14 protein-coding genes are annotated in these 11,593 nt (G+C 69.5%); 1 reads left to right on the plus strand and 13 read right to left on the minus strand.

The features are described from left to right. Position 1: 1 nt before the first annotated feature. Positions 2 to 1,321 (minus strand): M20 metallopeptidase family protein, encoded by a 1,320-nt coding sequence (locus tag ACZ7N4_RS02800; RefSeq protein ID WP_471353019.1) that lies wholly within the window; start codon positions 1,319 to 1,321, stop codon positions 2 to 4. A gap of 843 nt (positions 1,322 to 2,164) precedes the next feature. Between ACZ7N4_RS02800 and ACZ7N4_RS02805 the strand changes: the two genes are divergently transcribed. Then, a complete protein-coding gene (locus ACZ7N4_RS02805; RefSeq protein WP_471353020.1) occupies positions 2,165 to 3,652 on the plus strand; it encodes a hypothetical protein in 1,488 nt (495 codons plus the stop codon). Positions 3,653 to 3,765: 113 nt separating this feature from the next. Here the strand turns inward: ACZ7N4_RS02805 and ACZ7N4_RS02810 are convergent, their stop codons facing one another. The 12 genes from ACZ7N4_RS02810 to ACZ7N4_RS02865 all read right to left on the minus strand — a co-directional run bounded on the left by ACZ7N4_RS02810 (position 3,766) and on the right by ACZ7N4_RS02865 (position 11,577). After that, the gene (locus tag ACZ7N4_RS02810; protein WP_471353022.1) at positions 3,766 to 4,293 is read right to left on the minus strand and encodes a hypothetical protein; all 528 of its coding nucleotides are present in this window, start codon (positions 4,291 to 4,293) and stop codon (positions 3,766 to 3,768) included. After that, positions 4,290 to 4,571 (minus strand): hypothetical protein, encoded by a 282-nt coding sequence (locus tag ACZ7N4_RS02815; RefSeq protein ID WP_467394073.1) that lies wholly within the window; start codon positions 4,569 to 4,571, stop codon positions 4,290 to 4,292. Before ACZ7N4_RS02815 ends, ACZ7N4_RS02810 begins: the two co-directional genes overlap by 4 nt. A gap of 54 nt (positions 4,572 to 4,625) precedes the next feature. Then, positions 4,626 to 5,708, minus strand: coding sequence for a DUF4192 domain-containing protein (locus tag ACZ7N4_RS02820; protein ID WP_467394075.1), 1,083 nt, complete (start codon positions 5,706 to 5,708; stop codon positions 4,626 to 4,628). Then, the gene (locus ACZ7N4_RS02825; RefSeq protein ID WP_471353024.1) at positions 5,705 to 6,217 is read right to left on the minus strand and encodes a hypothetical protein; all 513 of its coding nucleotides are present in this window, start codon (positions 6,215 to 6,217) and stop codon (positions 5,705 to 5,707) included. Before ACZ7N4_RS02825 ends, ACZ7N4_RS02820 begins: the two co-directional genes overlap by 4 nt. Continuing rightward, positions 6,214 to 7,224, minus strand: a complete 1,011-nt coding sequence (locus ACZ7N4_RS02830) for an N-6 DNA methylase (RefSeq protein ID WP_471353026.1) — start codon at positions 7,222 to 7,224, stop codon at positions 6,214 to 6,216. Before ACZ7N4_RS02830 ends, ACZ7N4_RS02825 begins: the two co-directional genes overlap by 4 nt. 88 nt (positions 7,225 to 7,312) lie before the next feature. Then, complete coding sequence (locus ACZ7N4_RS02835; protein ID WP_471353029.1) at positions 7,313 to 7,615, minus strand: hypothetical protein; 303 nt, start codon at positions 7,613 to 7,615, stop codon at positions 7,313 to 7,315. A 62-nt stretch (positions 7,616 to 7,677) separates the two neighbouring features. Then, positions 7,678 to 8,316 carry a hypothetical protein gene (locus ACZ7N4_RS02840; protein WP_471353031.1) on the minus strand — a complete coding sequence of 213 codons (639 nt, stop codon included), beginning with the start codon at positions 8,314 to 8,316 and terminating at the stop codon, positions 7,678 to 7,680. 281 nt (positions 8,317 to 8,597) lie between these two features. Further along, positions 8,598 to 9,227 (minus strand): hypothetical protein, encoded by a 630-nt coding sequence (locus ACZ7N4_RS02845; protein ID WP_471353033.1) that lies wholly within the window; start codon positions 9,225 to 9,227, stop codon positions 8,598 to 8,600. Beyond that, the gene (locus ACZ7N4_RS02850) at positions 9,224 to 9,352 is read right to left on the minus strand and encodes a hypothetical protein (RefSeq protein ID WP_467394087.1); all 129 of its coding nucleotides are present in this window, start codon (positions 9,350 to 9,352) and stop codon (positions 9,224 to 9,226) included. The genes ACZ7N4_RS02845 and ACZ7N4_RS02850 overlap by 4 nt, the downstream gene beginning before the upstream one ends. Next, positions 9,349 to 10,254 (minus strand): HU family DNA-binding protein, encoded by a 906-nt coding sequence (locus ACZ7N4_RS02855; RefSeq protein ID WP_471353036.1) that lies wholly within the window; start codon positions 10,252 to 10,254, stop codon positions 9,349 to 9,351. The genes ACZ7N4_RS02850 and ACZ7N4_RS02855 overlap by 4 nt, the downstream gene beginning before the upstream one ends. Before the next feature lie 165 nt (positions 10,255 to 10,419). Next, entirely contained in the window at positions 10,420 to 10,830 is a 411-nt protein-coding gene (locus ACZ7N4_RS02860) for a hypothetical protein (protein WP_467394092.1), read from the minus strand. A gap of 18 nt (positions 10,831 to 10,848) precedes the next feature. After that, entirely contained in the window at positions 10,849 to 11,577 is a 729-nt protein-coding gene (locus tag ACZ7N4_RS02865; RefSeq protein WP_471353038.1) for a hypothetical protein, read from the minus strand. Between the last annotated feature and the right edge of the window lie 16 nt (positions 11,578 to 11,593).

An 11,593-nucleotide genomic window follows, 5' to 3' on the forward strand; every position in this document is an offset into this window, starting at 1 on the left:
TTCACCCGCCGGGCGGCACCGGCACGGAGGCGGGACCCGTCAGGAAGGCGAGGGCCACGGCGGCCTCGCAGGCGATGCCCGTGGCGAGCACGTCCTCGTCGACGGTCATGCGGGAGGAGTGCAGCGACGGGGCCTCGTGCGGTGCCGTGTCCGGCGGGCACGCGCCGAGGAAGGCCAGCGCGCCGGGGACGGCCCGCAGCACGTAGGAGAAGTCCTCCGCCGTCATCAGCGGGGCCGGCAGCACCTCCACCGCGTCGGCACCGAGCGCGCCGGCGGCGGCGGACAGCACGAGGTCCGTGAAGGCGGCGTCGTTGGCGGTGACCGGGTAGCCGGTCTCGACGGTCGCCTCCGCCGTCGCCCCGTGCGCGGCGGCCACGCCCCGGGCGACCCGGTCGATCACCTCGTGCAGCCGCCGCCGGGTCGGCCCGGACAGCGTGCGCAGGGTCCCCGCGAGTTCCGCGGTGTCCGGGATGACGCCGGTGGCTGTGCCCGCGGCCAGCCGGGTCACGCTCAGCACGGCGCTGTCGTCGGCGGCCACGCCCCGGGTGACCGCCGTCTGCAGGGCGAGCACGATCTCGCAGGCCACCGGCACCGGGTCGCAGGCGGTGTGCGGGGCGGAGGCATGCCCGCCGCGGCCCCGGACCACGACCCGGAACCGGTCGGAGGCCGCCATCTGCGGACCGGGCCGCAGCCGTACCGTCCCGGCCGGCAGGTTCGGGTGCACGTGCAGGGCGAACGCGCCGTCCACCCGGGCGCCGGACGCCTCCAGCACCCCCTCCTCGATCATCCGCCGGGCGCCGTGGTGGCCCTCCTCGCCGGGCTGGAACATGAACACCACCCGCCCGGGAAGCGCGTCCCGCCGCCCGGTGAGCAGCCGTGCCGCGCCCACCAGCATCGCCGCGTGGACGTCGTGCCCGCAGGCGTGCATCAGCCCGTCGTTCCGCGAGGCGAACGGCAGCCCGGTCTCCTCGGTGACGGGCAGCGCGTCCATGTCGGCCCGCAGCAGGATCGTCGGCCCGGCGTCCGCGCCGGCGAGGACCGCGGTGACGGAGGACAGCTCACGGCCGGTACGCACCTCCAGGCCGAGCCCGTCGAGGGCGTCGAGGAGCAGCCGCTGCGTGCGCGGCAGTTCGAGCCCCGGCTCCGGGACCCGGTGCAGGGCGCGGCGCAACTCCACCGCTCCGGGGGCCAGCCGACGCGCCTCATCTAGCAGCTCGGGACCGACGACTGCGCCGACAGGGGCGGCATCCGACGCACCACCCACGGTCCGGGACGGGCCCGCGTCCGACGCACCACGCGCGGCCCGAGGGGAAGGCGTCATGGATCCGTTCTCCTATCCGGGCCCGGCCCGACGGCGGCTTAGCCTCCCGGGGAGCGGACCTCGAGGAGGCGGCACCCCCTCACCGCGGGGACCGCGAGGAGGCGGTACTCCCTCACCGTAGGGACGGCGGGGCCGTGCCGGACAGTCCCCGGCGCGGGGATTCGGACAGCGTTGGCCGGCTGCAGGATGGCATTCCGCGCCCCGACCAGAGCCCGGCGCGCTGACGCGTTCGGACGAGAAAGCCCCCTCCGGCAAGAGGGGGCTGACACTGTCTCGCAGGTGAAAACGTTCCTGCGCCGAAGCGCCTCGGTGGGGCGGGTGGGACTCGAACCCACGGCCGACGGATTATGAGTCCTTTGGGGATCTTCCTCGATCTTCCTGATCCTGCCCTTCGCTTCCTATTATCGCAGGTCACAGCCGTGCTGCCATGCGCCTGTGCCAGCACCCTTCCCGATCTTTCCGGGTCCTTCCGGTCCCTTGCGGGCCCCTGGGCACCTTTCGGGTCCCTGGAAGACCTCTGCCCCGGGTCCCTGAACGTGTGATGAGAGGGCTGCGGCGCCGCCTCATTCGCGAAGGCGCTGGTCGCCGCCGCGAGAAGCGGCCCGGTTGAACTCGGCCACAGCGGAGTGCCTTACCGATGAGAAGGGCTCCGCCCTCTTCGCCCGAGGGTGGAGCCGCGCGGCGTTTTCGCAGGTCAGCCGCCTACTCACACCGTAGCAAAGCCACAGCTCCAAATGACGCGGGCGTAGCGACCTGCTAGCTCGCTACGCCCGGGCAGCTCTGGTCGAGAGCACCGCGACGGCCGCTATTGTGAGCCACCTCATTTGCCGGTGAACTTGTTGCATGCACCGCTGGACAGCGTTGAACGACCGGCAGCTCACACTCCTCAGAAACATCGCCGACGGAAAAGATCCCAGCGCCCAGGACCCGGGCATGCGGCGGTCAACCTATGCACTGCGTGATCGAGGTCTGGTGACGGTCAGTCGTCAGGGTGGCGGCTGGCAAACGCAAGTCACCGAGGCTGGTCAGTTCTACCTGGAGCGCGGTCATCATCCAGAGCATCCGACACTTGGCAGTCTTCCGGGTGAAGCGTCAAAGACCTCGGTGACTGTGGCGACGGGCACGGGCGGCGTTTCCGAGACGGCAACTGCACAGCTCCGACGCAAGGGCAAGACGACGCAGAAGAAGCCGCCAACGCCCCATAGTGAAAGGCCCATCCCCGTGGCGCGCCGGGCGCAGGCAACCAGGCTCGTCGAGCGATTGGTCGCAGAGCACCATGTTGTCATCTCGGAGCCGGACGAAGCTGAGATCATCGAGTGGCGGCGTGTCGTCGACTTTGCCAAGCGACACGGACTTGCTCCGCCGGGCAAGCGCATCGAGAAGCAGCGACTGTGGAATGCGGGTCGGGACCTGCAAATATCGCTGGTGGATGGCCCGCACGCCAACTCGGGGCGCAGGTCCTCGGTGGACAACCCGCGAGTTCCAGTACCTGCGCAGTTGCGCTCGCCGCACCGCGTCGTGGCGGGGTTGCGAGATAGTGAGCGCCGGCTTCTCATGCCGCCCTCCCTGCGCCGCCGGGCTCTGCTGATGCTCCAGGGACTGGCCGCAGAAGCTGAGCGCCGGGGGTACAAGGTCCGAGAGCATCCCGCCCCCGAGCGTGACAATCGTTCAGCGCACTACTACAACGGCCGGTACTTCCCCGCGAGCTCCCGCGAAGGGGTGCTGGACATCGTCGTCGATGACTTCACCTGCAGCGTCACGATCAAGCAGGAGTTTCCCCAGTCTGCTGACCCAGATCGCTCTCAGCAACTCGCCCTGGACATCGGTTACAGCCGATCCCATAGGCAGCACCACTGGGGCGACCGCAAGCGGTCGAAACTCGAGGACGTCCTGGGGATCGTGCTTCGGGAACTAGAGACCCGCGCCGTCGAGGAGCGGCAGAGGGAGTTGGATGAGAAGCGAGCGAAGGAAGAGCGCCGTGTCCGATGGGAAGCGGCCATAGCTGCCGCCAAAGACAAGGCTGCTCAGGCTCGCTTCGGGACGATTCTCCGTGAGCAAGCAAAGCATTGGCAGGAAGCGCAGGCGCTCCGCCGGTATTGCGACGCTCTGGAGTGCCGGCTGGATTCAGCGACGGAAGAAAGTTCAGACGTCGAGTCGGCGCGTTCCTGGTTGCAGTGGGCACGCGAATATGCGGAGGCTCTGGACCCGCTGACGCAACTGCCGACCATGCCGTCTGGGCTTGCGTTCGAGCCTGAAGACCTCAAGCCCTACCTCAAGGGGTGGAGTCCTTACGGACCAGAAGCACACACATCCATGTGGAACTCCGTCTGACGGGGACGGTGTAGTAGCGCAAGCATCGTCTCTACCCAAAGCGACGGGCAGGGCGCCACCCCTTCTGGGGTGGCGCCGCATGGTCCCTCCACGGCCGGCAGATCTTCACAGGGCTACGTGGTCATGTGTCCCCCTGGTGGGTTTGCGGAGTCTACGGCCGAGGCGCCCTCGGCCTGCTCGAGGCGGTGGACCGCAGCGACCTCAGCAGCGAAGGCCTGCCGGGCCTGCTCAAGGCGTTCACTGTGCTTCTTCAATGCCTCCCGGGTCCGGGCGAGGGCTGTTGCCTGGCGTTTCTCCAGTTCGGCGAGCCTGGCGATTTGGCGTTCGGAGTGAGCGATTTCCTCTGCTCTCCGAAGCGCCGCAGGTCGACGAGTCACCGACCTGCGTGGCGTAGTACGCCTCTTGTTCATCTGGTCACGGGCGAAGGCGAGGACTCGTCGCGTGGGACGTACTTCATGCGGTCTGTCGCCGATGCCGGTCAGCAACGCGACCTTCGGGAAGTTTCCGTGGCGTTTGGCCCAGTTGCTGACCGTGGAGCGAGTAACGCCTACAAGCTCGGCTCCGGCAGCAAGGTTGATCAGTTCATCCTCGCGTCCTTTGTACTCAGGACGTAGCCATGTGACGGACTGGTGCTCGCTCACGCCGCCTCGCTCGCGTCGCACTCGAGAGACAGCGCCTCGATGAACTCCGTTGAAGACCGCCTCTTCAGCGGCCCGATGAGGAGGTCGTAGCTGCTTGCTGGTGCCAGGATGGTGGGTCGGTATTCAGGTGTCGACTCGGGCTGAGGTCGGCGGGCGCAGCCGGAGTGGCCCCAGGCGATGCGCCAGATGTCGCGGTAGTTGCTGTCCTTGTTCCAGTAGTGGGGCGGGTAGGTCGTGTGTCCGGCGATGGCGCCGCGCAGTTCGTTCGTGTGGGTCACGGTTCGCTTCTGGTCAGGTGGCCCCGGCGCACGGGGCCAAGGCTGCGGTGGTGGTCAGAGGGTGCGGAGCGCGGCTTCGTCGTCGGCATGGTCCTGGGCGGCCGCGGTGCGGAAGACCTCGAGGAGGCGGTCTACCGGCACGTCCTGATTGAGTCCTTGGTGGAGGTACTGGGCCAGCAGGTAGTCGCTGTCGATAGTCATGGCCTCGCGGAGGGCGAGGCGTGCGGTGGCGGTGTCGTCCTGTCGCCACATGACCCAGGCGAGGAGGGTGAGTAGGGCGGGGGCGAGTTCGGTGTAGGGGGGCACGCAGCGGCGGGCGAGGTCTGCCCAGAGCTGCCGCTCGTACGGCAGGTCCGCTTTCGGTCCCCAGGAGAGGGCGCGGTCGCGGGCGCGCCGGTCCTGGAGGCCGAGGATGATGCGGGCGGCGGACTCGTCGGCGATGGGAGTGCTGTTTCGCACGTCCTTCAAGGCCCCGTCGATGATGTTGAGGGTGCCCTGCCGGGCGATGAGTCGGCCGCGGGGGGTGCGGCTATTGGTGAGGAAGTCGGTGCTGGCCTCATGGAGGGCTCGCCGGTAGCGGGCGGCGTTAGTGTGGGTGGGCCGGTACTCGTTGGCGATCTCGCTGCTGAGGCGGCCGGGTATGCGGCCGAGAGCCCGGAGTTGGGCGGTGACGCTCTCTGGGTGGTCGCCGGCGGGCAGGGGGGCACCTTCGCAGCAGCCGGGCCAGTGGCAGGTGTAGTCCCACCACTGGTTTCCCACGATGCCGAGGACAAGCTTGACCGGAGCGTCGCCGAAGTCGCAGAAGGCGTCGACCATCCAGTCAGCCATGTGGCCGAGAAGGTGTGCGGTGGTTTCAGGGGTCTGTCCGGGCTGTGGGGTGCGGTAGAGGCAGACGACGACGTCGAGGATGTCGATTCCGCGGCCTCGGGTGGAGTGGATGAATTCAGGAGCAGCGGCTTCGGCGAGAGGACGCCATTGGGTGGGGTCGGCAGGGAACGGCAGGGCCATGACGGGTCCGGCGAGGCCGATGTTGGTGATGCCGTGCAGGACGAGGGTGTTCTCCGGGGTGTAGCCGAGGAGGAATGGCATCAGTTCGAGGAAGTCGCTGGGGCTGGCGATGCGGAGGGGCTGGGTCATGTCGCGGGTCCTTCGGTTGGGGTGTCGGTCTGCTGCGTGTCGGTGCTTGTGCTGACGCGCTTGGGCTTGCGGGTGAGTGTTGGAAGCAGGTCGTCGTGGACGAGTGCGTCGAGGTCGGCGGCCAGGTCCTTGCTGTTGCGTGTGGCGAGGACGGCGTTCCAGGTGCGACCAGGCTGGAGCCGGGCATCGTTGGCGGCTTGTGCTTCTGCCTGCTCGATGTCAGTGCCGTCGGGGATCGGCGGCAGGTGGGGGCCTGCGGTGATCCAGGTCTGGACGGCGAGGCCGCGGGGCTGGACGCGCAGGCCGATGCGGTGACCATCGGGGTGGTGGTAGGCGGCGGTTCGGTCGGGGGTGTCGGTGTCCTTCTTGCGCCAGGGCGGGTCGAGGGTCGGGGCGACCTGGTCCAGGGGCGGCACGTCGATCTCGTCGCGGGGCCCGGCGAAGGCCGGGCGCCGGCGGCGTGGTGCTGGGGTGGTGCCGGGTCGGTCGAAGGGATCGGGTTCGGTCACGCGGCGTTCTCTTTGCTGGGCATGAGCTGGTCGAGGAGGGCGAGGGCGCGGCGGTGGGCGACGATCGTGGTGGCGGTCTCGACGTACCGGTCGCGCTGCTCGAAGGCTTCTTTCGCTTCTGCGCGTGTCTGGGCGTAGTCGTCGTCCGGTGCGAGGGAGTCGGCGCAGCCGATGAGGCAGTGCGGGCCGAGGTCCCAGATGATCGCGTTGACGGCGGCGCACCCGGCGGACAGCGAGTCGATGTCGTTGCCGTACCAGTGGAAGTCGTGCGGGTTGAGGCCGAGGTCGCGCAGGCGCTGGGCGACGGAGCGGAACATGGTGCCGGAGCCGACGGCGGGTTCGCGAAAGGACATGCCGGGTTGGGCGAAGTCCTTGTCCACGGTCATGTTCGCCATCAGGTCCGTGATGCACGCCGGCGTGTGGTACTCGCCGCGCCACTTCTTGTCGCTCTTGTGGCGCAGGCCAGTGAGCAGGGGGCTCAGGACGTCGGCTTCGGAGCGTTGCCCGGGATCGTCGTGGCCAGTGAGGTCGAGCAGGCCGGTGTTGATGGCCGCGCGGGTGACGGCGTGGACGGCGCGGAGCTGCTGCTTGTCCGGGTCAGGGTTCCAGGCCCAGTCGTGTAGGCGTATCGCGCGGTTGATCAGGTCGGGGCGCTTGATCCAGTGGCCGAGGTAGATCTCCTTGAGCAGCTGCGGGAGTTGTTCGGGCTGGAGGTTGAGCAGCCAGTCCGCCAGGCCGGGGACGTTGCGCAGCAGGCAGAGCCCGGCGACCGTGCCGAGGGGTACGTCGATGCTGCTGCCGCCGAAGGACTGGTACCAGGCGTCGAGGACGTTCTCCGCGATCTTGCGGGCGTGCTCGTGCGGATCGCGCGGGGCGGCGTAGCGACGGGCGGAGATCTTGCCGGTGGGGCGGGCCTTGGACTTGGGCGGGGGCTTCTTCGCCCACGACGGCGCGGGCCGCGCGGCGGTGGCCGGGGCTGCGGCGCGGGGCAAGAAGTCGTCGGACATGGGGGCGGAATCCTTTCTGCGAGCGCGCATGGGGCCGCCCCGGTGCGCGGTGCGCAGCGGGGCGGCGTGGGCTGGTGATGGGTGTGGTTCAGGCGCTCTGCTGGAGGGAGCGCAGCGTGGCGAAGATGCCGCGGACCTCGACCGCGTACGCGGCTTCGGGGTGTCCGGCCTGACGCAGGCCGCTGATGAGGAACATCAGGGCTGCCTCGTCGGCGTCCATGTCGCCGACGAGCTGTTCGAAGGTGGCGTCGCGCAGTTCGTCAGGCCGGTTGTCGTAGCCGACTCGGAGGGTCTGCTCGATGTCGGCGAGGGTCGCTGCGGTCTGCTTCTCGGTGAGGCCCAGAAGAGCAGACCAGGACGCCAGGGTGGCGTCGTCGACGGGGAGCTTCATGGGGTTGGCGCCTTTCTCGAGGGCCGGGCCCGACCGCACAGGCGACCGCGGCTCGGACAGGGTCAGGAGGTCGGGGTGGCGGGGAAGGGGTTGTCCCGGTGGTCGGGGTGGCAGGCGCCGTACAGGCCGCCCGGCAGGCTTTCGGTGAGGACGCCCCATCCGGCCCAGCGCATGACCGCGAGGTAGCCGAGGTCTCCGCCGGCGAAGCCAGTACGGGCCTTGGCCTCGGGGTCCGGCGCGATGAATACCCAGCCGGGGAAGTGGCCGGTGTCGTCGGGCAACATTTGGAAGCCGGGGCGCAGCTCGTGGACGCCGTCAGTGTGAATAGGCGGGAGCCCGGCGGCGATGAGGATGCACACGGCCTGCCGGACGTAGGGGTGGTCGTGGCACTCGGGCAGGGTGCCGATGCCGGTGTGAATGGGCTGCTGGTACGGGGTGGCGCCGACGCTGGCCTTGTAGATGTCCATCAGCAGTTGGGCGTCGTCGCGGCGGCCGGCGTGGCGCATGGCGATGTTCGCGACGATGGCGATGGAGTGCCGGTCCTGGGTGAACAGGCGGCGGAACTGCTCGACGGTCATGCCGGTGGTCATCTGTACGCGGGCGAAAGTGTGTGAGGCGAGGCGCACGGCGTGTGCGACGTGTTCGGGGTCGAGTCCTATTTCGTCTGCGAGTTTGAGGACTCCGGGTGAGTAGTTGGTCATGGGGCTCTCCAAGAGGACGCTTGCGCGTATGGATGCGCCCCCGGCGGTGGGCCGGGGGCGCAAGGTGCTCGGGTGTGGTGGGCTTAGCTGCGTCCGCCGCATCCGGCGTGGCCGCAGCCGCCGCAGAATCCGCCTCGGTTGCGTTCACACGGGCAGCCGTGCATTTCCGCTTCCCCTCCATTCGGCATTTCCCGAATTCGTTACTTATATCTTAATGGCAAATACCTCCAAAGCAAGTTTTGCCGCTTTACATTCCAACTAATTCAGAGAATTCGAAATCCCTAATTCGCGGCGGGAGGCAGCAGCTCGGGCCACTTCACCGCTTCCAGCGCCCGGCGGTGGGTGTCGGGCACGGGCACGGTGGGGTAGCCGAGCCAGTCCAGGCCCATCGCGGCGAGGATCGTGGCGTCCGCCTGGTCGTAGCGGCCCGACCCTTCGCACTCGACGCCGTACCGCTCTACGGCCACCGCGCGCACCATGCCCTTCGCGATCCGGGTCCGGTCCTTCCGCGGGTAGTCCTGAGCGGGGTTCGCCCGCCCGGTCGCGTAGATCGTGCGTCCATGTGGGGTGACGACGGCGTACGGGATGCGGTGGCGCCACAGGTACTGAGTGACCAGCCACCACAGCCCGGCCAGTTCGTGGTGCCCGGCCTGGCCACCCTGGGCGTAGGCCGCGCCCTCGACCACCACCAGGTCCGCGCCGTCCTTCACGCTCAGCGCGACGGCCGACAGTAGCCAGTCCAGGCGCTCGTGGCTGCGGCGGCGCCCGGGCCGGCAGGCGCGCGCCCAGTCCGTTCCCGCGATGCCGGTCGAGGTGAGCGACAGATCCAGACCGATGACGCGCGGCTGCCACTCCCCCTTCTCCTGCACGCTGGGCAGGGTCACCGGGGCGCTCTGCAGTTCGGCGGTCACGCGGCACCCCCTGCTTGCCGGATGACGTCGGCCATCGGCAGGTCCTTCCGGAACGGGGAGCCCGTCTCCGCCTCCCAGTCGGCGTACTCGCGGGCCAACTCGGGGCGTTGAATCCGACCGCTCACCGGCTGCCCTCGCCAGTGGTCGTGCGGTGCTTGGTGATCAGCCGATCGGCCTCAGTCTTGGCCGGGCCCTTGTTGCGGTGGGCCCACTCGCCGTCGTATCTGCCGAGCGGTCCCCACAGGTACCAGCCGGTGTCGTGGTAGCCGTCCTTGGGGTTCCTGCGGCGGTAGCTCAGCTCCCACCAGCCGTCGCGCCAGCGCCACAGGCGCTTGCCGTCGGTGTCTCTTACCCAGCCAGCACGCTCGGCCAGGGCCTGGAAGCGCGCCAAGTCGATTCGCAGCACTGCCGCTTCGGCGGCGGCGTCCAGGTCCTGCGCGACGGCGCGTTCGGCGCCGCCCGGTATGGATGCGGGCGAGTGGGGGCGGGGGCCGAGCTGTCGCACGGCGTTGTCCCTCTGGCGGGCGACGCGTCGCAGCAGACTCGCCGCGCCGTATATACCGCGCTGCTCCAGCCATTTCGCGGTGGCTTCGATCTCGACCCCCACGGAACGGTCATTCATTTGTCGATCTCCTTCGGCGGGGCCGCCCGCCGTAAGACCGGGCGGCCCCTGGTGTGCAGCGGCTACGGGCGGGTGGCCTTGGGGGTCTTGGGGTCCTTCTGGATGCAGTTGCCGGAGGCAGGCATGGCCCGGCGACCTGCGACGAGGTCCTGGAAGCGGACGCCGGGGCGGAACTTCACCACCCGGCGGCGCGGCGATTTGCACCGGCTCCCCCGTCTGCGGGTTGCGGCCGGTGCGGCCCACGCGCACCACGGGGGTGAGGCTGCCGAAGCCGGTGATGGAGACGGTTTCGCCTGCGGCGACGGCGCGGACCATGGCGTCGAACGTGGTTTCCACGGCCAGCGTCGCTTGGGCGCGGCTGCCGATCGCCTCCGCCACCACCTTGATGAGCTGGGCCTTGTTCACGAGTTCTTCCTTTCGCTTCGCGGGATGGGCCGCAGGAGTGCAGGGCGGGTGAGCCACGCGGCAGGCAGAGGCCTCAAGGCGTAGCCGGGCTCCGCGTGGCAGTCACACCTGGAGTCCGAGGAGGCTGATCGTTGATGCATGAATGTCACCTATCTCACTGGAAAATCAGGTGCCGGTGGCGCGCTTGCGGGCCCGGCGGGCCTGCTGGGCGAGCCGTCCGGCCTCCAGGCACAGGGAGCAGGCGCGCTCCCCGCGCCGGTTGTGGGCGCGGGCCCCGGCTTCGGTGCCGTGGGTGATCGGGCGTCGCCCGCGCTCGCGCAGCTCGCCGGGTCGCGCGCCCTCGCAGGTGGCGAGGACCTGCCCGTTGCGCCACAGCCGCCCGCCGCACACGCCGTCGAACAGGCTCACGCTCGGCAAGACCAGCTCGACGCACTGCGCGCGGAACGGGCAGCCTTGGCAGACGGAGAGGAGGGAAGCGACCAGCGGCGTCGTCGGGTCTTCGGCCGCCGTCTCCTCGGACGTGAAGCGGGAATCCCCGGCGCAGGGGGCCGTCCGGACCCACCCGTTGCCGCTCATCTGCTCCTCCTCCGTGAGCTAGGCGGTCGGCGGTAGCGGCATCAGGCGCATCTGGTCGCTGGTGCTGAAGCCGTACGGGTGGAGGTAGTCGCCGGGCAGGGGCATCAGGTGCCGGTCGGACAGAGCCGGGAGGGCGAGCATTTGGCCGAGCAGCCGGGTCAGGGCGGTGTCGTAGGCGGGCGACCCATTCGGTCGCGGGACGCGCACCTGTGTGCCGTCGTCGGCGACGCCTTCGAGGACCTCGATGATCCGGCCTGCCCTGCGGCCATCGATGATGACCGCGGTGGCCTCGGGGTGGTGTTCGCGCACAAGCTCGGCCACGCGGGCGGCCCTGTCAGGCGGGGGCAGCTCCAGCAACCAGGAGTTGCCGTCGGAGGCCGTGTTGCGGTGGACCGACGCCCACACCGGGGAGGTGTAGGGGGCGAGCGCGGTCTGTAGGTCGGACTCGATCTCGTCCACGATCAGGTCGAGCGGGTGCTCGCCTTCCCCTTCGCGGTTGTCCCACAGTTCGGGGCACGTCCCCAGCGGGCTCGGCTGCGCGCCCAGTACACCGTGCAGGTCGAGGGTGCGGGAGCCGTAGTAGGCGAAGGTCACGTAGACGGCCTCCGGGCAGGCGGCGCGGATCTTGGCGGTGATGTGGTCGAGCACGGCGACGCAGTACGCCTTGTCGATTCGCAGCCGCTCGGCCTCCAGGTCCTCGCGCTGCTCGGCGAGGACGGCCAACTGGTCATGGGCTGCCGGTGTCATGGCAGAGATGTCCCTT

It is taken from the genome of Streptomyces sp. NPDC107654 (assembly GCF_055639035.1).